Source organism: Acidovorax sp. LjRoot204, from assembly GCF_056175785.1.
Genome location: NZ_JBGFFF010000001.1, coordinates 1 through 22392, shown reverse-complemented (window position 1 = coordinate 22392; position 22392 = coordinate 1). Strand labels below are relative to the sequence as shown.

Annotated in this window: 25 protein-coding genes; 14 read left to right on the top strand and 11 right to left on the bottom strand. The window is 64.9% G+C overall.

Annotated elements, in window-relative coordinates:
• Window positions 1-43: 43 nt before the first annotated feature.
• From AC04MI_RS00125 to AC04MI_RS00085, 9 genes are all read left to right on the top strand, one after another.
• Entirely contained in the window at window positions 44-628 is a 585-nt protein-coding gene (locus AC04MI_RS00125; RefSeq protein ID WP_056742863.1) for a glutathione peroxidase, read from the top strand.
• A 244-nt stretch (window positions 629-872) separates the two neighbouring features.
• A complete protein-coding gene (locus AC04MI_RS00120; protein ID WP_436076769.1) occupies window positions 873-2183 on the top strand; it encodes an NAD(P)/FAD-dependent oxidoreductase in 1311 nt (436 codons plus the stop codon).
• Window positions 2180-2971 carry a DUF1365 domain-containing protein gene (locus AC04MI_RS00115; protein WP_436076768.1) on the top strand — a complete coding sequence of 264 codons (792 nt, stop codon included), beginning with the start codon at window positions 2180-2182 and terminating at the stop codon, window positions 2969-2971. The genes AC04MI_RS00120 and AC04MI_RS00115 overlap by 4 nt, the downstream gene beginning before the upstream one ends.
• 35 nt (window positions 2972-3006) lie before the next feature.
• Window positions 3007-4239, top strand: coding sequence for a class I SAM-dependent methyltransferase (locus AC04MI_RS00110; protein ID WP_436076990.1), 1233 nt, complete (start codon window positions 3007-3009; stop codon window positions 4237-4239).
• Between the two features lie 50 nt (window positions 4240-4289).
• A complete protein-coding gene (locus AC04MI_RS00105) occupies window positions 4290-4823 on the top strand; it encodes a chalcone isomerase family protein (RefSeq protein WP_309828066.1) in 534 nt (177 codons plus the stop codon).
• Window positions 4820-6118: an MFS transporter gene (locus AC04MI_RS00100; protein ID WP_436076767.1), complete on the top strand. Its 1299-nt coding sequence runs from the start codon at window positions 4820-4822 to the stop codon at window positions 6116-6118. The genes AC04MI_RS00105 and AC04MI_RS00100 overlap by 4 nt, the downstream gene beginning before the upstream one ends.
• 25 nt (window positions 6119-6143) lie before the next feature.
• Window positions 6144-6686, top strand: a complete 543-nt coding sequence (locus tag AC04MI_RS00095) for a DUF3833 domain-containing protein (RefSeq protein ID WP_056056565.1) — start codon at window positions 6144-6146, stop codon at window positions 6684-6686.
• On the top strand, window positions 6683-7465 hold the full coding sequence (locus AC04MI_RS00090; RefSeq protein ID WP_436076766.1) for an SDR family NAD(P)-dependent oxidoreductase: 783 nt from the start codon (window positions 6683-6685) through the stop codon (window positions 7463-7465). The genes AC04MI_RS00095 and AC04MI_RS00090 overlap by 4 nt, the downstream gene beginning before the upstream one ends.
• 8 nt (window positions 7466-7473) lie before the next feature.
• Window positions 7474-7929, top strand: coding sequence for a nuclear transport factor 2 family protein (locus AC04MI_RS00085; RefSeq protein WP_436076765.1), 456 nt, complete (start codon window positions 7474-7476; stop codon window positions 7927-7929).
• Window positions 7930-8110: 181 nt separating this feature from the next.
• Here AC04MI_RS00085 and AC04MI_RS00080 read toward each other — a convergent pair whose 3' ends face one another.
• From AC04MI_RS00080 to AC04MI_RS00045, 8 genes are all read right to left on the bottom strand, one after another.
• On the bottom strand, window positions 8111-9016 hold the full coding sequence (locus AC04MI_RS00080; protein WP_436076764.1) for a sugar phosphate isomerase/epimerase family protein: 906 nt from the start codon (window positions 9014-9016) through the stop codon (window positions 8111-8113).
• 16 nt (window positions 9017-9032) lie between these two features.
• Entirely contained in the window at window positions 9033-9932 is a 900-nt protein-coding gene (locus AC04MI_RS00075; RefSeq protein ID WP_436076763.1) for a VOC family protein, read from the bottom strand.
• A gap of 37 nt (window positions 9933-9969) precedes the next feature.
• On the bottom strand, window positions 9970-10878 hold the full coding sequence (locus AC04MI_RS00070; RefSeq protein WP_108497021.1) for a shikimate dehydrogenase: 909 nt from the start codon (window positions 10876-10878) through the stop codon (window positions 9970-9972).
• An 81-nt stretch (window positions 10879-10959) separates the two neighbouring features.
• Window positions 10960-11964 (bottom strand): TRAP transporter substrate-binding protein, encoded by a 1005-nt coding sequence (locus AC04MI_RS00065; protein WP_436076762.1) that lies wholly within the window; start codon window positions 11962-11964, stop codon window positions 10960-10962.
• 55 nt (window positions 11965-12019) lie between these two features.
• On the bottom strand, window positions 12020-13300 hold the full coding sequence (locus AC04MI_RS00060) for a TRAP transporter large permease (protein ID WP_476496850.1): 1281 nt from the start codon (window positions 13298-13300) through the stop codon (window positions 12020-12022).
• A gap of 27 nt (window positions 13301-13327) precedes the next feature.
• Window positions 13328-13912 (bottom strand): TRAP transporter small permease, encoded by a 585-nt coding sequence (locus tag AC04MI_RS00055; RefSeq protein WP_260668910.1) that lies wholly within the window; start codon window positions 13910-13912, stop codon window positions 13328-13330.
• 224 nt (window positions 13913-14136) lie between these two features.
• On the bottom strand, window positions 14137-14853 hold the full coding sequence (locus AC04MI_RS00050; RefSeq protein ID WP_260668911.1) for a TetR/AcrR family transcriptional regulator: 717 nt from the start codon (window positions 14851-14853) through the stop codon (window positions 14137-14139).
• Window positions 14854-14958: 105 nt separating this feature from the next.
• On the bottom strand, window positions 14959-15573 hold the full coding sequence (locus tag AC04MI_RS00045; protein WP_056742845.1) for a glutathione S-transferase N-terminal domain-containing protein: 615 nt from the start codon (window positions 15571-15573) through the stop codon (window positions 14959-14961).
• 132 nt (window positions 15574-15705) lie between these two features.
• On the opposite strand from AC04MI_RS00045, the gene purB reads away from it, so the two are divergent.
• Both purB and AC04MI_RS00035 read left to right on the top strand, forming a co-directional pair.
• Window positions 15706-17085 carry an adenylosuccinate lyase gene (gene purB, locus AC04MI_RS00040; RefSeq protein ID WP_476496848.1) on the top strand — a complete coding sequence of 460 codons (1380 nt, stop codon included), beginning with the start codon at window positions 15706-15708 and terminating at the stop codon, window positions 17083-17085.
• Between the two features lie 102 nt (window positions 17086-17187).
• Entirely contained in the window at window positions 17188-17748 is a 561-nt protein-coding gene (locus AC04MI_RS00035) for a YaeQ family protein (protein ID WP_056057564.1), read from the top strand.
• A gap of 84 nt (window positions 17749-17832) precedes the next feature.
• Here AC04MI_RS00035 and AC04MI_RS00030 read toward each other — a convergent pair whose 3' ends face one another.
• Together AC04MI_RS00030 and AC04MI_RS00025 are read right to left on the bottom strand one after the other, a co-directional pair.
• A complete protein-coding gene (locus tag AC04MI_RS00030) occupies window positions 17833-18138 on the bottom strand; it encodes a putative signal transducing protein (RefSeq protein ID WP_121941350.1) in 306 nt (101 codons plus the stop codon).
• A gap of 52 nt (window positions 18139-18190) precedes the next feature.
• Window positions 18191-18631: a DUF3717 domain-containing protein gene (locus AC04MI_RS00025; protein WP_476496847.1), complete on the bottom strand. Its 441-nt coding sequence runs from the start codon at window positions 18629-18631 to the stop codon at window positions 18191-18193.
• Window positions 18632-19155: 524 nt separating this feature from the next.
• Here AC04MI_RS00025 and AC04MI_RS00020 point away from each other — a divergent pair.
• The 3 genes from AC04MI_RS00020 to AC04MI_RS00010 all read left to right on the top strand — a co-directional run bounded on the left by AC04MI_RS00020 (window position 19156) and on the right by AC04MI_RS00010 (window position 20884).
• Window positions 19156-19911, top strand: coding sequence for a TerC family protein (locus AC04MI_RS00020; RefSeq protein ID WP_056056589.1), 756 nt, complete (start codon window positions 19156-19158; stop codon window positions 19909-19911).
• 86 nt (window positions 19912-19997) lie between these two features.
• On the top strand, window positions 19998-20456 hold the full coding sequence (locus tag AC04MI_RS00015; RefSeq protein WP_056056591.1) for a hypothetical protein: 459 nt from the start codon (window positions 19998-20000) through the stop codon (window positions 20454-20456).
• 74 nt (window positions 20457-20530) lie between these two features.
• On the top strand, window positions 20531-20884 hold the full coding sequence (locus AC04MI_RS00010; protein WP_056056593.1) for a phage holin family protein: 354 nt from the start codon (window positions 20531-20533) through the stop codon (window positions 20882-20884).
• Here the strand turns inward: AC04MI_RS00010 and AC04MI_RS00005 are convergent.
• Complete coding sequence (locus tag AC04MI_RS00005) at window positions 20852-22312, bottom strand: M48 family metalloprotease (RefSeq protein WP_436076761.1); 1461 nt, start codon at window positions 22310-22312, stop codon at window positions 20852-20854. The two genes, AC04MI_RS00010 and AC04MI_RS00005, sit on opposite strands and share 33 nt — an antisense overlap.
• Between the last annotated feature and the right edge of the window lie 80 nt (window positions 22313-22392).

The window sequence follows — 22392 nt, the reverse complement described above, 5'->3', positions numbered from 1 at the left end:
TGATGAAATGGTTAAATTGGCCGCACTCACTGCCCAAAGTCCTATGAACCGCCTTACAAGACTCCTCTCGACAGCCACCGCGCTGGCGGCCTGGCTGCTGTTGGCGCCCGCCGCCCAAGCGGCCGATGCGCCTGCAGCGTGCCCGGCCACGCTGCAGCACACCTTTCCGCGCCTGCAGGACGAAAAGCCGCAGTCGCTTTGCCAGTACAGCGGAAAAGTGGTTCTGGTGGTCAACACGGCCAGCTTCTGTGGCTTTACCGGCCAGTACAAGGGACTGGAAGAGCTGTATGCCCGCTACAAGGACAAGGGGCTGGTGGTGCTGGGCTTCCCGTCCAACGACTTTGCCCAGGAAAAAGGCAGCAACAAGGAAATCGCCGACTTCTGCGAAAACACCTTCGGGGTGAAATTTCCCATGTTTGCCAAAAGCAGCGTGAAGGGCCCGGAGGCTTCGCCGCTGTACCAGCAGCTGGCGCAGCTGTCGGGCACGGCGCCCCGCTGGAACTTCCACAAATACCTGCTGGGCCGCGACGGCAAGCTGGTGGACAACTACTCCAGCCTGACCGGGCCGGACAACAAGGGCCTGGTGCGTGCCATCGAACAGCAGCTCGCCCTGCCCACACCCCGGTGAGCGCAATGACTTCTTTACATTTCTTGAAAAAAAATACAGAAGGCCTCTGGAACTTCGCCGGGGCGGCCTCACTCTATCCATTGCGCAAGACGATTGCGCAGCGTACAGTTTTAATGTTGCGAAGCCTTTCGGGCCCCCGGGTTCCGACTGACCTCCTGGAGCGCTTCTCCTCCCTCCCTCTCTTATTCGTTTCGGGACGCTTCGCAACCTTTTTATTCCGTGCACCGGCCAGAGGGAGCCGGTCATGAAAATCGCCATCATCGGCTCCGGCATCTCCGGGCTTTCCGTCGCGCACCAGCTGCGCGGCCAGGCGGACATCACGCTGTTTGAGGCGGGCGACTACTTCGGCGGCCACACCCACACCGTCGATGTCACCCTGCCCGATGCGTCAGGCGCCCCGGTCACCCACGGCGTGGACACCGGCTTTCTGGTGTTCAACGAGCGCACCTATCCCCACCTGATCCGCCTGCTGGCCGAGCTGGGCGTGGAGACGGCCAAGTCGGACATGTCGTTCTCGGTGCAGGTGCCCGCAGCCCTGGGCGGGGGCAGAGCCCTGGAGTGGAGCGGCACCAACCTCAGCACCGTGTTTGCCCAGCGTTCCAACCTGGTCAACCCGCGTTTTCTGGGCATGCTGCGCGACCTGCTGCGCTTCAACCAACTGTGCACGCGCATTGCCGACAAGCAGGCCGAGGCAGCGCTGATGCAGCCGCTGGGCGACTTTTTGCGCGAGCACCGCTTTGGCGATGCCTTCCGCGACTGGTACTTCTTGCCCATGCTGGGTTGCATCTGGAGCTGCCCCACCGACCAGATGCTGAAGTTCCCAGTGGCCACCATGATCCGGTTCTGCCACAACCACGGCCTGATTCAGGTGAGCAACCGCCCCCAGTGGTGGACGGTGTCTGGCGGTGCGCGCCATTACGTGGACAAGATCGTGGCGGGCATTGCCGACAAGCGCCTGAACACCCCCGTGCGCCGCATCGAGCGCGACGCCGCCGGGGTGCGCGTGGTGACCGCAGGCCACACCGAACACTTTGACCAGGTGGTGCTGGCCACCCATTCGGACCAGTCGCTCGCGCTGCTGGCCCAGCCTTCGACGCAAGAGCGCGCCGTGCTCGGCGCCATCCGCTACCAGGCCAACCGCGCCGTGTTGCACACCGACACCTCGGTGTTGCCCGAGCGCCGCGCTGCCTGGGCCGCCTGGAATTACGAGCGTGCCCCGCAGCGCAGCCGCGAGTCGGCCCGCGTGTGCCTGCACTACCTCATCAACCAGCTGCAGCCCGTGCCGTTCGCGCAGCCCGTGGTGGTGTCGCTCAACCCGGTGCGCGACATTGCGCCTGAGCATGTGATCGGCAGCTACGAATACGCCCACCCGGTGTTCGACATGGCCGCTATCCGCGCGCAGCAGCAGGTGGGCAAGCTGCAAGGGCAGCAGCACACCTGGTTCTGCGGCGCCTGGACGGGCTACGGCTTCCACGAAGACGGCCTCAAATCGGGCCTGGCCGTGGCCGAGCAATTGCTGGCCGCCCTGCCAGCCCCCCTGGCGGAGGCTGCGTGAGCCAAGCGCCGGCCCCCACCGCAGCGCCCCTGATCGGCTTCGGCCAGGTGCGCCACACGCGGCTGCGGCCCCGGCGGCATGCGTTCGCCTACCCCACGTTTTTCCTGATGCTGCCGATGCGCAGCCTGCCCGGCATGCGTGGGGAGCTGGCTGTGAACCGGCGTGGCGCCATCAGCTTCCACGATGCGGACCACGGCGACGGCCGCAGCGCCGCGCAGGGCGGGGCGCTGGCCTGGCTGGACGAGTTGCTGCGCACCGAAGGCATCACCGACGCCACAGGTGAGGTGTGGCTGCACTGCTACCCCCGTGTGCTGGGCTACACCTTCAAACCCGTGAGCTTCTGGTACTGCCACCGTGCCGATGGCCCCCTGCGCGCCATCGTGGTGGAAGTGAACAACACCTTTGGCGAGCGCCACTGCTACCTGCTGGATGCGCCGCAGTACGGCGTGGAACAGCAGGCACGCAAGGTGTTCCACGTGTCGCCGTTCTGCGAGGTGAGCGGCGGTTACCGCTTTCGTTTCATGCGCACCGAGGCCGGTGCACAGGACGCAGGCCGCACCGTGGTGCGCATCGACCACGACGACGACACCGGCCCGCTCATCCAGACCAGCGTGAGCGGCACCCTGCAGACCATCACCGCACAGACCCTGCGCCAGGCGCTTTGGGGCTACCCCGCCATGACACTGGCCATCATTGCCCGCATCCACTGGCACGCGCTGCAGCTGTGGCTCAAGCGCGTGCGTTTCCATCGCAAGCCCGAGGCGCCTGCCTCCATCGTGACCCGTTGATCTCCATGTCGTTCCAGCCCCGCGAGACCGCCGCCATGAACTCCACCACCGCCACCCGCTCCGACCGCAACGCGCAGGCCCTGCCCGCAGGCACGCCGGCAGCCGCCCGCACCGCGCTCAGGCTGCTGCAGCGCCTGCAGCACGGCCACCTCACGGTGCAGTTGCCTGACGGCACCCTGCAGCACTTCGGGCACGGCAATGGCCCGTCGGCGGCGATCACGCTCAAGAACTGGAATGTCTGCAGCGCAGCGCTCAAGTCGGGCGACATCGGCTTTGCCGAGAGCTACATCGCGGGCGACTGGACCACCCCACACCTGACCGATCTGCTCAAGCTCTTCATCGCCAACCGCCAGCAGGTGGAAGGCGTGATCTACGGCACCTGGGCCGGCCGCCTGCTGTACCGCATCAAGCACCTGCTCAACCGCAACACCCGCGCCAACAGCCAGAAGAACATCCACGCCCACTATGACCTGGGCAACGCGTTCTACGAACTCTGGCTGGACGACACGATGAACTACTCGTCCGCCTGGTTCGAGGGCGATGCAGGCGGCGACATGCGCGCTGCCCAGCACGCCAAGGTGCGGCGCGCGTTGCGCATGGCCGGTGTGCAGCCAAATTCCCGGGTGCTGGAGATCGGCTGTGGCTGGGGCGCGCTGGCCGAGATGGCGACCGTCGAATTCGGCGCCCACCTGACGGGCGTGACACTCTCCACCGAGCAGCTCGCCTTCGCGCAAAAGCGCATGGCGCTGCAAGGGGTGGCCGAGCACGCCGACCTGCGCCTGCAGGACTACCGCGACATCCAGGACGGCCCATACGACGCCATCTGCTCCATCGAGATGGTCGAGGCCGTGGGCCGCGAATACTGGCCTACCTACTTCCAGTCGGTGAACCGCCTGCTCAAGCCAGGCGGCCGGGCCTGCATCCAGAGCATCGTCATCGACGACAGCCTGTTCGAGCGCTACATCAGCTCCACGGATTTCATCCAGCAGTACATCTTCCCGGGTGGCTGCCTGCCGTGTCCGCGCGAGTTCCGCCGCGAAGCCGAGGCGGCAGGCCTGCGCGTGGTCGACGAGTTTGCGTTTGGCCAGGACTACGCCGAAACCCTCAAGCGGTGGCGCGAGCGCTTCCTGGCGCAGCGCACGCAGATCCTGCAGCTGGGGTTTGACGAGCGCTTCATGCACATCTGGGAGTTCTACCTGGCGTATTGCGAGGCGGCGTTTGCGATGAGCAACATCGACCTGGTGCAGTACACCCTGGCCAAGGACTGATGATTGCTATGAAAAATATAGCTGCCACCGCAATATTCACTAGCGCATTGATGGCTTTTGGCCCTCAAACCGCGCTGGCGCAGGTTGCAGAGGCCAGCGCAGCCGCCGCAGCCCCGCTGTCGGGGGCCCGCCTGGTGGGCCAGGGCGTGCTGCGGTTTCTGGGGTTTGAGATCTACCGTGCGCGGCTGTGGGTGCAGCCCGGCTTTGATGCCGACAACTACGCCGCCCACCCCCTGGCGCTGGAGCTGACTTACCACCGCGATTTTTCGGCCGAGGCCATTGCCAAGCGCTCCATCGAAGAGATGCGCCGCGTGGGCAGCTTCACGCCGCAGCAGGCCGCGCGCTGGCAGCAGGCACTGACCGCCGCGCTGCCGGATGTGAAGGCCGGCGACCGGCTGCTGGGCCTGTACCAGCCCGGCGCGGGCGCCGTGTTCAAGATGGGCGGGCGTGTGGTGGGCGAGGTGCCCGACGCCGAGTTCTCGCGTCTGTTCTTCGGCATCTGGCTGTCGCCGCAGACCTCCGAGCCCGGACTGCGGCAAGAGCTGATCGCGGCCACCCGCACTGCGGGACAAGGGCAGCAATGACCACCACCACGCCCATGCGCGCCAGCCAAGGCCTGGCCTATGGGCTGCTGGGCCTGCCGCTGGCTTTTGTGGCGCTGCCACTGTATGTGCTGTTGCCCAACCACTACGCACGCGAGTTCGGCATGCCGCTTGCCACGCTGGGCTCGGTGCTGCTGGCGGCGCGGCTGTTCGACGCGGTGTCCGACCCGCTGCTGGGGCGTCTGTCCGATTACCTGTTCGGCCGCTCGGTGCGCGCCGTGCTGGCGGTGGGCGCGGTATCGGCCGTGGTGCTGGCACTGGGGCTGACCAGCCTGTTCTTTCCGCAGGTGCGCGGGGCCGATGCCCTCATCGCCTGGGCGCTGGTGGCGCTGCTCATCACCTACACCGCCTACAGCCAGCTGGGCATTGCGCACCAGTCTTGGGGCGCGCGGCTGGGCGGCGACGAGCTGCAGCGCGGCCGCATCGTGGCCTGGCGTGAGGGCGCCGCGCTGGTGGGCGTGGTGCTGGCTTCGGTGCTGCCCGCGCTGCTGGGCCTGCCGGTGATGCTCAGTGTGTTTGCCCTCACCCTGCTGCTGGGCTGGTGGGCGTGGACCAGAGCCCCGCGCCCCGCAGACCATGCAGAGGCCATGGCGGGCGTGTACCGCCCGGCACAGCGTGCCAGCCTGTGGCGGCCCTGGGGACGGGCTGCCTTTCGCCGCCTGCTGGCCGTGTTCATGCTCAACGGCATCGCCAGTGCCATCCCGGCCACGCTGGTGCTATTCTTCATCCAGGACCGCCTGCAGGCCCCGCCTGCGCAGGAGCCCATGTTCCTAGCGGCCTATTTTGTCTGTGCGGCGCTGTCCATCCCGCTGTGGCTGCGTGCCGTGGCGCGCTGGGGCCTGGCGCGCACCTGGCTGGCGGGCATGCTGCTGGCAATTGCCGTGTTTGTGTGGACGGCGTTTCTGGGCGCGGGTGATGTGTTGCCGTTCCTCCTGGTCTGCGCGCTGTCAGGCGTGGCCCTGGGCACGGACCTGGCCCTGCCCAGTGCCCTGCTGGCGGGCGTGATCGCGGCCGAGGGCGACAGCGGCCGGCACGAGGGCGCGTACTTCGGCTGGTGGAACTTTGCCACCAAACTCAACCTGGCCCTGGCGGCAGGCCTGGCGCTGCCCCTGCTGGGCTGGCTGGGCTACGCGCCGGGCACGCGCAGCGATGACGGCCTGCAGACACTGGGCCTGGCCTACGCCGTGCTGCCCTGCGCGCTCAAGCTGGCGGCAGCAGCAGCGCTGTACGTCCTTTTTCTACGGCACCCACGCGGTGCGGCGATGGCTGGAACCTGACACCGATACCCCCAAGGCACAACCCATGATGCAAAGACGCCTCCTCCTCTCCGCCGCTGTGGCTGCGCCCGTGGTGCTGTCCGGCTGCGCCAGCCAGAACCTCGATGGCTACGCCACCGAGAAACCCGTGCTGGACCTGGCCCAGTATTTCAACGGCAAGATCGACGCCTACGGCATCTTCCAGGACCGCAGCGGCCAGATCGTCAAACGCTTCACCGTGGTGATGGACTGCAGCTGGAAAGGCAACGAGGGCGTGCTGGATGAAGCCTTCACCTACTCCGACGGCACCACACAGCGCCGCATCTGGCGCCTGACCAAGCACGCGGACGGCCGTTACACCGGCACCGCCGACGATGTGGTGGGCACGGCCAACGGCCAGACGCGCGGCAACGCCTTCCGCTGGAACTACACGCTGGCCCTGCCGGTGGATGGCAAGGTCTACAACGTGGACCTGGACGACTGGATGTACCTCATCGACGACCGGGTGATGCTCAACCGCGCCACCATGACCAAGTTCGGCGTGCGCCTGGGCGAGATCACGCTGTCCTTCACCAAACGCGCACCATGAGCCTCAACCCTCCCTTGCGCGACTGGCAGGGCCGCCGGGCCTGGCTCATCGGGGCCAGCAGTGGCATTGGCCAGGCCACCGCAGCCGCGCTGCATGCGCGCGGTGCGCAGGTCATCGTGTCGGCGCGCAGCGGTGATGCACTGAACGCCTTTGTCGTGCAGCACCCCGGCAGCATGGCGCTGGCTTTTGACACTGCCGAACCGGCACAGGTGCAGGCCGCCGCAGCGCAGGTGCTCGCGGGAGGGGCGCCCGACCTGGTGTGCTACTGCGCGGGCTACTACCGCGACATGCGCGCCACCGACTTCGATCTGGCCGTGATGCTGCGCCATGAGCAGATCAACTACAACGGCGTGCTGCACGTGCTGGCCGCCGTGTTGCCCCCCATGCTGGCCGCAGCGGAGGCCGGGCGCCCAGGCCATGTGAGCCTGATCAGCAGCGTGGCAGGCTTTCGCGGCCTGCCCAAGAGCCTGGCCTATGGGCCCACCAAGGCTGCCCTCATCAACCTGGCCGAGGCGCTGTACTTGGACCTGCACGACCTGGGCATGGGCGTGAGCGTGATCAACCCTGGTTTTGTGGCCACGCCACTCACGGCGGGCAACGACTTCACCATGCCGGCCCTCATCTCACCCGAAGCAGCAGCGGCGGCCATCGTGCAGGGCTGGGAGCGGGGGCATTTCGACATCCACTTCCCCAAGCGTTTCACACGCGTGATGAAGCTTCTGCGGCTGTTGCCGTACCGTTGGTACTTCCCCGCCGTTCGCCGCTTCACAGGCCTTTGACTTTTGCGATGCAGCCCCCGAACACATCCCCATCCACCGAAGAAGCCGTCACGCGCGTTGTCGCATTCTTTGAAAACCTCTCGCCTGCCGACATAGCGGCCATTGGCCATTTCTACGCACCACAGGCGCGCTTCAAGGACCCCTTCAACGAGGTGCAGGGCGTGCCTGCCATCCAGGCCATTTTTGCCCACATGTTCGAGGCGCTGGAGCAGCCGCGTTTTGTGGTCACCGGGCGGGTGGTGCAGGGCACGCAGTGCTTCTTGACCTGGGACTTCCTGTTCGCTTTCAAGGACTTTCACAAGGGCGTGACGCAGACGGTGCGTGGTGCCTCGCACCTGGTGCTGGACGAACAGGGTCTGGTGACGCTGCACCGCGACTACTGGGATGCGGCCGAAGAGATGTACGAAAAGCTGCCCGTGGTGGGCGCACTGATGCGCTGGCTCAAAAAGCGCGCCAACAGCTAGGGATCCGCTGCACGCATCGAGCGGTAAGTGGGCGCTGTGGATCGGAATGGTCTGCTAGGCGCAAAACGCAGCACCAGCTGTCGCTATTGCGAAGTGTTGCAACACCGCAGGCTGCCCGGGACCGCAGATGCTCACGGCGCGGCGATTCGTGCACAGGGTCCCCGGGGCCTGCTCACCCTCTTCACCCCACTGCCCGGATGCGCGAATGCCCGGGCAAGGGCACTGCGCGTTGCAACACGCCTTCGGCCAGCCACAGCGCGCTGTTCCACGCCCGTTGCGCCACATAGGGCAGAGGCAGCTGCTGGTAGTCGTCGTTGAAGACCTCAAAGCTGTAATCGCCCTGATAGCCCATGCCGTCCAGCGTGCGTACCAGTTCGGCCAGCGCCTTGCTGTGCACGCCTTCGCCGGGGAACACGCGAAAGTGCCGCGCGGTCTCGATGCGCTCTTGCACTGTGCGCGTTTCCTGCCACATGAAGTCGGACAGCTGCACGAGGTAGATCTTGGCGGGGTCCACGTCCTCCAGCGCCGCGAGCGGCGTGCTGGTGGCGAACTGGTGGTACGAATCAATGGCCAGCCCGAGGTTGGGGCAATCGGCCTGTTCCACGGCGGCCCAAGCCTGGTGCACCTCGTTGATGTGGCGGCCCCAGGAGAGGCCCTCAAACGCCACGCGGATGCCATGGGGCAGCGCCAGCAGGGCCAGCTTGCGCAGGTCGCGCGCAATGGTATCGGCGTCAGACGTAGCGTGCGAAGACGTGGAGCTACAGGCCAGCAGCACGGGCGCGCCCAGGTCGCGCGCCATCAGGATCATCTGCTTGGCGATGTCCACCTTGTAGCTGTGCAGGTGGCCGGACAGACCCTCGAAGTCGCGCAGCACCTGGAAGCCCGTCACCCGCAGACCGCTGCTGCGCACGGCGTGCACGGCGGCCTCGATGCCCTCGGGGTGGCCCACGATGTCGCGCGCGGCCAGCATGATCTGGCCAAATCCGGCGGCCTTGACGGCGGCGAGCTTGGCCTCCAGCGGGCCGGCCAGGCTGATGGTGTCCATGCCAAAGTCGGCGACGTTGCGTTGCATGGTGGATGTGCGCATGGGGCAGTCTCCAGGCTCAGCGTGCGTCCAGCACCAGTTCGAAGCTGGGTGCGCCGGCATCTGCGCGGGTGAGGGCGCCGCGCGTGCCCGTGTGCACGCCGGTGGGGGACTCGACGAAGTCCACGCCGCGCTCGCGCAGCGCTTGCACCGTGGCCAGCACGTCGGGCGCGCCAAAGGCCACGCGTTGCAGCAACTCTTCGGGGTCGGCTTCCAGCGCATCGACCAGCGGTTCGATGAGCTGCCAGTGCAGCGTGCCACAGGGGCTGGCCAGTATGCGGCCGTGGGTGAGCACGCCAAACGACTGATCCGGTGCCAGCTCGGCGAAGCCAAACAGTTCCCTGTAGAAGTGGATCCAGTCCTCCCCACGGCCCAGGCCGATGTACTGCACCACGCCAAACAGGTGCAGGCCCTGCAACGCGGGCGGGCGCTGGTTGACGGTGGGGATGGGCACAAAGTCCACGTCGTAGATGGAGAACTCCTTCCAGCGGTCGACAAAGTAGATGCGGCTGGCACCCACCCCGTGGATGGCAGGGATGTTCAGCTCCATCACCTCGACCTCGGTGTGCACGGCCCAGGCGCCCAGTTCCAGCACCCGGCGGTAGGCCGCGGCCGCATTGCCCACGCGAAAAGCAATGGCGGCGAGCACCGGCGCTTCAGTGAGCGCGGGCGGGGAGTGCACGCCGGTGAGCTCGTTGTCCTGGTGGGCGTTGACGATGATGTTCATGTCGCCCTGGCGGTACAGCAGCACCTCGCGCGACCGGTGGCGCGCCACGGGCTGAAAGCCCATGCGCTCCAGCGCCTGGCCCAGGGCCTGCGGACGGCTGGTGGCGTATTCGATGAACTCCACGCCCTGCAAGCCCAGGGGGTTGGGCAGTTCGCCCAGCGTTTCGCGGGCGGCCATCATCGGGGTGCTCATGGTGTCGGCTCCTTGGGGGTTGCGGCGGGCAGTGGCATCAGCGCGTGCTGACCAGGCGGCGGAAATGTGCATCCATGCGCGCCGCATCGGGCGCCTCGCCGGTGAACAGCTCGAACGCGCCCACGGCCTGGCCCACAGCCATGCCACCGCCGTCGGATACCCGGCAGCCCAGCGCGCGTGCGGCCTGCACCAGGGCGGTGTCGAGCGGGAAATACACCACTTCGGACACCCACATCGGGGGCCGCAGCAGGGCCACATCGAGTGGCAGGCCGGGCAGTTTGTCCATGCCCGTGGGCGTGGCGTGGATCAGGCCTGTGGCCTGCGCCATGGCCGATTGGATGTCGGAGGCTTCGGCCCGGGCGCCGTACAGCGCATTCACGTCGGCTGCCAGTTGAGCCGCACGCTCGGGCTGCGCATCGACGATGCTCAGGTGCTCAGCGCCCAGCCGTAGCACGGCGTGTGCAATCGCAGCGCCTGCACCGCCCGCGCCGAGCAGCACCACGCGGCGCAGGTCGGCGCCAGGCAGTGCGCGGGTAAAGCCCCAAGCCCAGCCCGATCCGTCGGTGTTGTGGCCCACGAGTTTTCCGCCCTGGATGACCACGGTGTTCACGGCGCCCATGGCGCGCGCTTCTTCGGACAGGCTGTCGAGGTGCGGAATCACCGCCTGCTTGCAGGGGTAGGTCACGTTGCAGCCCGCGTAGCCCATGATGCGCGCCGCCGACAACAGCGTGGGCAGATGCTCCGCAGAGGAAGCAGAGCGGTCAAGGTCGATGAGCTGGTAGTGCAGGCGCATGCCGTGATGGCGCGCTTCTTCTTCGTGCAGCGCGGGCGACAGCGATTTCTGGATGCCGGCACCGATCAGTCCGATCAGCACCTTGCGGGGGCTTGTGGATGGCATGGCGGACGTGGGTGTGGTGACCGGGGGATCAAGCAGCTGGATGCTCATGGGGCGGGCGGGATACGGGGTGAATGCACGGCCGGGCGTGGCGGGCCCACTGGCAGCCGTGCAGGGAGAGCAGCGTGGGGCTTACTTGCCGCCGCGCAGCTTGGCCAGCGTGGCGTAGACCTCTTTCACCGTCTCTGCGCCCACTTTTTCGCTGTGCTTTTCGACCACAGGTTTCACCTTGGCGCGCAGCTTGTCCAGCTCGGCAGGCGAGAACTCGGACACCTGCATGCCGGCCTTCTTGAGGTCTTCCAGTGCCACATTGGCCTGCACGCGCGACACACCGCGCTGGAAGGTGGTGGCCTCGGCCATGGCATCGGTCAGCGCCTTCTGGTCAGCAGGGTTCAGGCTGTCCCAGAACTTCTTGCTCACAATCACGGCCTGGGGGTTGTACATGTGGCGCGTCACGGTCAGGTACTTCTGCACCTCCGCAAACTTGGACGACAGGATGGTGGAGAACGGGTTCTCCTGGCCGTCCACGGCCTTTTGCTCCATGGCCGTGTACAGCTCGGGGAAGGGCATGGGCACGGCATTGGCGCCCAGCGCGTTGAACATGTCGATGTAGATGGGCGACTGGATCACGCGGATCTTGAGGCCTGCAATGTCTTCAGCCTTGGTGATGGGGCGCTTGCTGTTGGTGAGGTTGCGAAAGCCCAGCTCCCAATAACCCAGGCCCACCAGGTTCTTGGCCTGCAGCTTTTCGAGCAGCTTCTTGCCGAAGGGGCCGTCCGTCACGGCGTCAGCCTCTTGGGGCGTAGCGAACAGGAAGGGGAAGTCGTAGATGCCGAATTCCTTGGCCTGGGCCGACAGAATGCCCGCGTTGAGCACCGTCATCTCCACCGTGCCACCTTGCAGCGCCGATACGGTCTGCAGGTCGCCGCCCAGCGTGCCGCCGGGGAAGAGCTTGACGGCAATGCGGCCGTTGGTCTTGGCCGCCACCAGGTCGGCAAACTTCTGCGCGCCCTGGGCCTGCGGGTGGTCCTTCTGGTTCTGGAAGGCGAACTTGATGGTGCGCTCCTGCGCGTGCGCAGCGGGCAGCAGCGATGCGGCGACGAGGGCCGTGGCGAGCAGGGTCTTGAGCAGCTTCATGGGATGGTCTCCTTGGTTTTTGGGCAGGCAGAAACGGTAGGCGCGGGAGGGAGGGTCAGCCCCCAAGCAGGCGCAAGGGCACGAGAACGATGGACGGGAACAGAACCAGCAGGAACATGACGATGAACTGCGCCACCATGAACGGCATGACACCCCGGGTGACCTGCGACATGGAAATGCGGCCCACCCCGGCAACCACGTTGAGCACSGTGCCCACSGGYGGCGTGATSAGSCCRATGGCGTTGTTGATGATGAACAGCACGCCGAAGTACACCGGGTCAATGCCCGCSGCCTTGACCACCGGCATCAGSACRGGCGTGAGGATGAGGATGGTCGGCGTCATATCCATCGCSGTGCCSACCRCCATSACCAGCACCATGATCGCGATCAGCAACAACGTCTGGTTGCCCATGAAGGGCTCCAGCATGCCGATGACGGCAGACGGGAGGTCGGCCACGGTGATGAGCCAGGCCGACACCATGGCTGCAGCGACCAGAAACATCACCACGGCGCTGGTGCGTGCGGAGGTCTGAAAGATCTCCACCAGCTGACGCAGGGTCAGCTCACGGTACACGACCATCGCGACAAACAACGAGTAGACGGCGGCCACCACAGCGGCCTCGGTGGGTGTGAACACCCCCATGCGCAGACCCACCAGGATGATGATGGGCAGGCCCAGGGCCCAGACGGCTTCGCGCAACGCCAGCAGCAGCTCGGCGCGCGTTGCGCGCTTCGGCGGCGCCACGTTCTCGCGCCGCACCAGCCACCACCACGTCACAGCCAGCGAGAGCCCCAGCAGCACACCGGGAACAATGCCCGCCAGGAACAGCTTGCTGATGGACACGTTGGCGGCTACGCCAAAGATCACAAAGCCGATCGAGGGCGGTATCACTGGCGCGATGATCCCGGCGGAGGCAATCAAGCCCGCCGAACGCTCCTTGTTGTGCCCCGCAGCCACCATCATGGGCAGCAGCAGCGACGCCAAGGCCGCCGCGTCCGCCACGGCCGAGCCCGACACTGCCGCCAGGATCACGGCCGCCATGATGGCCACGTAGCCCAGGCCACCGRGGACATGGCCTACCACGGTGAGCGCCAGCTTCACGATGCGCTTGGACAGCCCGCCCACATTCATGATCTCGCCCGCCAGCATGAAGAACGGCACGGCCAGCAGCGGGAAGCTGTCCGCGCCGTTGATCACGTTCTGTGCCAGGATCTGCGCGTCGAACAGGTCGAGATGCCACATCAGCGCCACACCGCAGATCAGCAGCGCGTAAGCGATGGGGACACCGATCGCCATGGCAAGCAGCAGGGAGCCCAGGAAGATGGTGACGGTCATGGTGCGCGTTCCAGTGCAAAAGAGGGATCAGTGGCGTGTGCCCGCCGAGGGAGGGGTGGCACTGGCGTCTTCCGTGCGGTGTTGCAGTGCCGCGAGTTCTTCACTTTCCTGCACCATGACCAGCTCATGCTCGCCCAGCGGCACAAAGAGCGTGCGCAGCAGATCGCGGACCAGAATGGCAATGGCTGATGCGCCCATGAGCACGCCGCTGGCATAGAAGATGCCTACGGACGCCCCGGTCACCGGCGCTTCGGTGTCGGCATTGATCAGCATCTGGGCCCAGCTGCCTTTGAGCAGCAGCCAGGAGACATACAGCATCGAGATCTGAGCGAGAACCAGGCAGATCTTCTTGCCCGCAGCGGGCAGGCGAGACACCAAGACATCGGTGCCCAGGTGCCCATGCTCTCGCAAAGCCACCACGGCCCCCATGAATGTCAGCCACACAAACAGCCATCGCGACAGCTCTTCGGACACCGTGATGCCCGAGTTCACCGTGTAGCGCAGCACCACGTTGCCGAACACCAGCACCACCATGATTGCCAGACACAGACCGGAAAGCATGTCGAGTGCGCGTGTGTATCGCCCGAGCCAGCGGTCGGCCAGTGCAAGCATGGTGTCTCCAGTCGTTATCAGTTAGTGGATTTAATTTTGTACGAACTGGTTAGTATTTGATCTAGGTGCAAACCCTGCTCGCGAACAGCGATAGGGCAGTGCTGGGTGGCGCGGCGTGGGGCCGCGATGGATGGGTCAACCACGCCCGGCGAAGAGCGTCCTCCGGCTCATGGCCCTAAAGAACAGCGGGGTGCCAGGCGCGCAGCGCGCCGGGGGGATTCGATTCAGGGCCGCAGAAAGCGCACGATCATTTCAATGATCGATTCACGGCGTTGCGCCGTGGCGGCAGGCGTATCCAGCGAGCGCTTGAAGATCGCGCCAAAGGTGTGGCGGTTGGCCACGTTGAAAAAGCACAGCGCCGAAATCGACATGTGCAGATCGACAGGGTCCACATCCGGACGAAAAACCCCCGCTGCCACGCCACGCTGGTACACGTCGCGCACGGCATGGATGACTGGGATATTCAGTTCCTGGATCGTGGCGGATTGGGTGATGTACTCGCCCCGGTGCATGTTCTCGTTCATGACCAGGCGGATGAAGTCGGGATTGGCAAGCTGGTAGTCCACCGTGAAACCGACCAGGGTGCGCAGTGCCTGCTCGGGCGCCAGGTCTTCGAGGTGCAGCTCTGACTCAATGCGCCGGATGCGGCGGTAGGCGTCTTCCAGCACCGCCACATACAGACCTTCCTTGCTACCAAAGTAGTAGTAGATCATGCGCTTGCTGGTGCTGGTCAGTGCCGCGATCTCGTCGATGCGGGCTCCGGCCAGGCCCTTGTCGGCAAACTCTGCCGTGGCCACCTGCAGGATGTTGGCCATGGTGCGGTCTGGGTCGTTCACGCGCACCCGATCGGCGCCCGGCGTGGCAGCGGCCTCGCGCGCGGCGCGCTGGCGGGTCGCCCTGATACCAGCGGTGGGGGGTGGGTTTTGAACCATTTCGTTCATACGCCCGGGAGCATACGGCAAGCAGGGGACCGGACTGCACAAAGACCCGCGGCACTCTGCGGGAGGACGGGCTTGCCGGAGCCTTTCAGCAGCCGAGCGACGGGGTCAGGCGGGCTTGGTGTCCGCGAAACTCGGGCGCTGCATCAGCTTGTCGAGCAGCTTGCCCAGGTTGGGGTACTCGCTGCGCCAGGCGATCTCGGGAAAGCGGAACTCCAGCCAACCCAGAGCGCAACCCACGGCGATGTCCGACAGGCTCAGGTGGATGCCGCTGCAATAGGGCTTGTCGCCCAGGCCCTGGCTCATGGACTTGAGGCCATCGTTCACCTTGAGCAGTTGACGGTCGATCCAGGCCTGGCTGCGTTCGCTGTCCTTGCGGTGAACCCAGGTGGCTTCCAGGCGGGCCAGGATGCCGGCATCCATCACGCCGTCGGCCAGGGCCTCCCAGGTTTTGACTTCAGCCCGCTCGCGGCCCTGGGAAGGGATGAGCTTGCCCACGGGCGACAGGGTGTCGAGATATTCGACGATGACGCGCGAATCAAACACAGCCTCGCCGCCTTCCATCACCAGACAGGGCACCTTGCCCAGGGGGTTGGATGCGGAGATATGGGTGTCGTCTGCCCAGACGTTTTCTTGCACGAACTGGTAGTCGAGCTTTTTCTCAGCCATCACGATACGTACCTTGCGCACGTAGGGGCTGGCGGTGGCTCCGATCAATTTCATGGTGTGTCTTCCAGTGCGCGGGGAATGCTGAACAATTCGGGTTTGATTCTATCGACAGCGACCCGGCATGAGGCCGACTGATGCGCCGCCCCCACAAACCCCGCCGACCGGCCCCGCCTACAATCGTGCGCCATGAGCCTGTCCACCATCACCGCCCTGTCGCCGCTTGACGGCCGTTACGCCCCCAAACTTGCCGCCCTTCGCCCGATCATGAGCGAGCACGGCTACATGCACCGCCGCGTGCAAGTGGAAGTGGCGTGGTTCATTGCCTTGTCGGATGCAGGGTTTGCAGAGTTCAAGCCCCTCACCACCGGAGCGCGCGCTTACTTGCTGGGTCTGGTCAAGAACTTCTCCGAGGCCGATGCTGCAGCCATCAAGGAGATCGAGAAGACCACCAACCACGACGTGAAGGCGGTCGAATACTGGATCAAGAGCAAGTTCGAGGCACGCCCCGAGCTGGAAAAAGCCTCCGAGTTCGTGCACTTTGCCTGCACCAGCGAAGACATCAACAACACCAGCCACGCCCTGCAGCTGCGCTCGGGTCGCGACCAGGTGGTGCTGCCAGGGCTGGACCGCATCGTGCTCAAGCTGCGCGAAATGGCCCACGCCTTTGCCGAAGTGCCCATGCTCAGCCGCACCCACGGCCAGACSGCRAGCCCCACCACCGTGGGCAAGGAAATSGCCAACGTGGTGATGCGCCTGCAAACCGCCTGCGACCGCATCGCCAGCGTCAAGATCATGGGCAAGATGAACGGYGCMGTGGGCAACTACAACGCCCACCTGKCYGCCTGGCCCGAYTTYGACTGGGARGCMTTCAGCMRSAAGGTCATCGARACRCCSGMGCCKCTSGGCCTGGGCCTGASYTTCCAGCCSTACAGCATCCAGATCGAGCCCCATGACTACATGGCCGAGCTGTTCGATGCCGTCGCCCGTGCCAACACCATCCTGATCGACCTCTCGCGCGACATCTGGGGTTACGTGAGCCTGGGCTACTTCAAGCAGCGCCTCAAGGCGGGCGAAATCGGCTCGTCCACCATGCCGCACAAAGTCAACCCCATCGACTTCGAGAACGCCGAAGGCAACCTGGGCCTGGCCAACGCGTTGCTCAAGCACCTGTCCGAAAAGCTGCCCATCAGCCGCTGGCAGCGTGACCTGACCGACAGCACCGTGCTGCGCAACATGGGCGTGGCCCTGGGCTACGCCACGCTGGCTTATGCCTCGTTGCTCACGGGCCTGAACAAGCTCGAAATCAACGAAGAAGCCCTGGCCGAAGACCTGGACGCGTCCTGGGAAGTGCTGGCTGAACCCATCCAGACGGTGATGCGCCGCTTTGGAGTGCAGGGTGCCTACGAAAAGCTCAAGGAAGTGACCCGGGGCAAGACCGTGACAGCCGAAGCGCTGCACGGGTTGATCCAGTCGCTGGAGATTCCTCAGGCCGAAAAGGACCGACTGCTGGCGATGACGCCCGGYAGCTATGTGGGCAAGGCGGCCGAGCTGGCCCGTCGCGTATAAAAATGATAGCTGCCTGCGCTGATAGCACGGGCTTTTGAAACCTCTAGAGCTGCCAAAGCAAGTAAATACTTGCGCTGGCAGCTCTTGTTTTTGATACACCCCATGGCCATCAAATCCACCATTTTCAAGGCGAACCTGCAAATCGCCGACATCGACCACGGCTACTACGCCGACCATGCGCTCACCCTGGCACGCCACCCCAGCGAAACCGACGAGCGCATGATGGTGCGGCTGGCAGCCCTGGCCATTCAGGCGCACCAGCTCAATGACCTCTGCAATGGCGACGCCACGCTCGCGTTCGGCGCAGGGCTGTCGGACCCGGATGACCCAGATGCATCGCTGACGGACTTCACCGGCCGCAAGCGAGTGTGGATCGAAGTAGGGCAGCCGGAAGACAAGCCCCTGACGAAAGCCTGCAGCAAGGCTGACTCGGTGATCGTGTACTGCTTCAACCACGCGGCCGAGATCTGGTGGAAGGGAATTGAAACCAAGCTTTCGCGGCTGGACAAGCTGCAGGTCTGGCGCATTCCGACCGAGGCGTCGCAAGCGCTGGCGCAGCTGGCCGAGCGCAGCATGCAGCTGCAGGCCACAGTGCAGGAAGGATCCATCACCCTCAGCAGCACACAAGGCAGCGTGCATGTGGAGCCTGTACGCTGGAAGTGAGGGCGTTTTTGGGCAAAGTTCCTGGTAGCGCTAGAGGAATATGCCTTACTAGCTATCAAATATATAGCAAACCACCCAATACCGTCAGTCGCGCGGCATGAACGCTCCGCAATTCCAGCACTGTTCAAAACCGCCTTCTACCCACTCGCCACAGAGACAGGCCCAGTGGCGCTGCGGCAGGTTGTGTAACTCTTGCAGCAAGGCTTGTGCACGCGCAGCGTGCTCTTCGTGGTCCAGCCAGATCTCGGGCAGGCACTGATCGGGTGGCAGGTGTCCGGCGGCAGCGCCCAGGTACTGGCGCTGCACAGAGGCCGTCATGCCCGCTTCGCACAGCAGATCCGCCCACAGGGTGGCGATGGCGATGTTCGGAGCTTGGGTCAAGCGCAGCATGGCGCCACCTTAGCGGTTTGCCGGGCGTGCGTACAGCCCATCGCCAATCAACCTACCCCGCCGTTGGCGCCCCTGGCGCGGTCACGCCCTCTGCCGCGCGCTCGGCGTATCGGTTGAAACGCCAGGCCGAGTGCTCCAGCGTGATACGGCGCCACACCCCCCGCTTTTCCGCCGGAGTGAACGAGGGCCAGAATTGCACCTCGTCGAARSTGCGCCCGCAGCCCTTGCACWGGTCGTCGCCYTGGCTGGTGGAGCARATGGCRATGCARGGKGTGTCGGGCGTCGTGTCGTACCAGGCCTRCCATGCCGCCATGGCTGCGGAAGGCAGGCTGTCCTCGTCGATCTCTGTGGTGTGCCCGTAGACCATCAGCGCATAGACCTCCCCCAGGGCCTGGACCTCAGGCGCCAGACCCAACCCATCGGGTGATGCGGGCGCACGGTGCCGCCAGTGATTGATGGCAGCTTCGATGTCGGTGATGTGGATGGCAGCCATGAAAGGGGGGCAAGGGACGCGCAAGCGCAGGGGCACAAGAGGGGCTGGATGATAGCGGCCCGCCACAAGGGATGCTGGCAGTGGTGGTATCCGCCGTATTTCCCCGAGCGAGGTAGCACGCCCAGCCCCACCCCGGCGTGTACGCAGTAACCACAACACCCCGGCCCTTGCGCTGCCTCGCCGGTAATGTTCCAATCGCGGTCTCGAAGGGGAGTAGCTCCCGCCTTGCCAGCCAGCCCACCGCCATCCGGGCTTGAGCGGCACAAGGCATCGGATTTGTCGTCAATACGAAGCTTTGCTTCCGGCAATCCGGGTTCACGCATAACCAGCTTGTGTAGAACTGAGCAAGACCTTTGATGGGCCCACCGTGGGCTGATCAAGGCCGTCCCTTCGCTTGCCATGTCTCCCCTGTCTGGGGCAAGCCTTCCTTGACCAGGTCACCGTAAGCCCCCTATCCCTGCGGGGGACTCGGCGCTACAGTGGCGCCAGGATCCTCGTTTCGCGCCACTGACATTGAGGAATTTATGGACTTTTTGGCTTCGCCCGAATTCTGGCTCGCACTCGGCCAGATCATCATCATCGACATCCTGCTGGGTGGTGACAACGCCGTGGTCATTGCCCTGGCCTGCCGCAAACTGCCCCCTGCACAACGCACCAAAGGCATCATCTGGGGCACTGCGGGCGCCATCGTGCTGCGCGTGATCCTGATCGCCTTTGCGATGACCTTGCTGGCGCTGCCCTTCCTCAAGTTCGTGGGTGCGCTGCTTCTGGTGTGGATCGGTGTGAAGCTGCTGGCTCCCGATGAAGAGGGCCATGGCGACGTGCAAGGCAGCGACAAGCTGCTGGCTGCCATCAAGACCATCATTGTGGCCGACCTGGTCATGAGCGTGGACAACGTGATCGCTATTGCCGGTGCGGCCCAGAACGCAGGCGACCATTCGTTCCTGCTGGTGGTGCTGGGTCTGCTGATCTCTATCCCGATCATCGTCTGGGGGAGTCAGCTGGTCATCAAGCTCATGGAGCGGTTTCCCCTCATCATCACGCTGGGTGGCATGCTGCTGGGCTGGATTGCCGGCGGCATGCTGGTCACCGACCCAGCCCTCGCCAACCCTGACAAGTGGCAGTGGATGCTCAAGATGCCCGTCGATAGTGTGAGCGGCGAAGTCACCGATGTCGTGAAGTACGGGGCCAGTGTGGCCGGTGCGCTGCTGGTTTTGCTGGCTGGCAAGATCATCCTGGCTCGCCGTGCCAGTGCCGGCTCGGCACCGGCTGGGCACTGACCGCTTCACGCGGATTGCATTGCATCTGAGGCGGCGCAGGGGGCCATACCGCTCCCCTGTGGTCAGCATCACACCTGGAGGTGGGTATGGACAGAGTCATCGTGTATGTGGACGACGCAGCGTACGCACAGCAAGTGCTGGCACCCCTGTGTGGGCGCCCAGCCAGCGCACACACCCATTGGGTGCTGGTAGCGTGTGCGCCACGCATGACCCACCGTGTCAGCAAATGGGTGAGCCACAGCACCCGCGAGAACTGGCGTACCAAGTGGGCGGACAAGCTGTTCGCACAAATTGTTCCGACACTTCATACCCCCTCGGGGGCTGTAACCACCGTGGTGGCCAAGGGCCCGTTGGCCGAGCTCACGGCTCAACTTCAGGCAGATGCCGGCGGTATGGTGACCGCACCCGTGGTGGACGCGCGCCGACCCAAGTCCGAGCCTGTGCAGCCCACCGGCCGCGTGGACGGGCGCTGGTCGTCACTGTCGGGCACGCTAGGCAGCGTGCTCACCGGCTTTGGTGTGTTGTGGGTGCTGGCGCTCGAATAGGCCGGTAGGCGTGTGTGGCCAGGCAAGCCACATCCAATGATTGCAGCACAGCAGGCCAGTGCTATTCTCCGGCCATGCGACTTCTTCTGAAATGGCTGCTCAGCGCTGCATCGCTGCTGTTTGTGGCTTACATCTACAGCGGTGTGGAGGTGAAAAGCTTCACCTCGGCGCTGATCGCGGCCTTCGTGATCGGCCTGTTCAATGTGGTGTTGCGACCGGTGCTGGTCGTACTCACCTTACCCGTCACCATCGTTACGGTCGGGCTGTTTCTCTTCGTCATCAACGCACTCATGTTCTGGGCAGCGGCCAGCGTGCTGGACGGCTTCCACGTCGCCGGTTTTGGGGCTGCGCTGCTGGGCTCGCTGATCTACTCGGTGCTGGGCCTGGTCATCGAATCAGCGCTCGGCGGCCTGTTCGCGAAGAAGTGACTCCATCGCACGCAGGCGCGTGTCGATGATGGAGGCCTCAATATGGTCCACCGCCGCACCGCCGCGGCGAGCCATATCCTGGCCGGCCTTGAACCGGTCTACAGCGGCGGCATAGTCATAGCGCGCAGCCTGCGCTTCTGCCTCGGCACGAATCGCCCTGAGCGCCTGGCCTTGTGCTTGCCAGGTGGACGCCAGTAGTTGCCACACAGTCGCATCCTTGGGGTGGGTTGCCACCCAGGTTTGCAAGGCTTGCGTGGCGTCCGCGGGTCGGTTGGCGCGCAACAGGGCTTGGGTACGCAGCACAAGTTCTGGCCTGCGCGCGTTGTTGCAATCTGGAATGGACGGCAGGGCCGCAGATGCATCGCCAGCTGCCAATTCGGTCTCTGCCACCAACAGGCGTGCGAGGCGATGCGCAGCGGCGTCCTGCCGCACCAAGTCGTCCAGTTGGCGCGCGATCAGACGCGCATTTGCCGCATCACGCAACTGGCTGCTTGCCAACGCCGCCGCATACAGCGCGCCGGCCCGTCGCGGCAGTGGCTGCGACTGAAACCCAGAGCCCTTGGGCTCAGCGATCCACTGGCGCAAGGTATCCACTCCGGGGTTGGACAGCACACGCGCCCGCGCAGCCACCATGGCATGTTCGCTGGAAGCCTGCATTGCGGCGCCCGGCGCAGACGCTGCACCCGGAGGGATGCGCGACTGCATGTCTGCCATACGCTCCGTGGTCAGCGGGTGGCTGCGCAAATAAGGCCAGGACCCATTGTCATTGAGTCGATTGGCTTGCTGCAGCTTTTCAAACATGCTCACAAACCCTTGGGGCGCAAAACCTGCGGGGGCCATCAGCCCGTAGCCAATGCGGTCCGCCTCACGCTCCATGTCCCGCGAGAAATTGAGCTGATTCTGAATGGCCAAGGCTTGGCCTCCCACAACCAGGGCCTGCGTGGCGCCCGGGTTCTTGCTGGCCGCAAGTGCACCCAGCACCATGGCCCCCAGCAGCAAGGGCGTCTGCTTACTCTGCTGCGTGATCAGTCGCGAGATGTGACGCTGGGTCACATGGCTCAGCTCGTGTGCCAGTACCGAGGCCAATTCATCGCGCGTGACCACTACTCCGATCAAACCCAGATGCACCCCCAGATACCCACCGGGCAAGGCGAAGGCATTCACCGTCCGATCGCGTCCCAGCAGGATCTCCCAGGCAAAGCGCTCGTCCAGCTCGGCACGGAGTTCTCCCCGAGCCTTGGCTGCTGCCAGGAGGGGGTGCCATATGCCTTGCACATAGTCGGCCACCACTGGGTCATCGACGTAGTCTGGGTCGCGGTACAACTCGCGGATGATGCGGTCGCCCAAGCGGCGCTCGGCGCTTGTAGTGAGGTCGCTGGTGTCGCCGAGGGTTGGGAGGGCTGGTTGTGCGCTGACATCTATCGACATTGCGGACAGATTGAAAACCGCCAAGAGAATCATCAGCGTTTTGGAAATAATCGCCCTACGCCGGAGATGCATAGCTATTT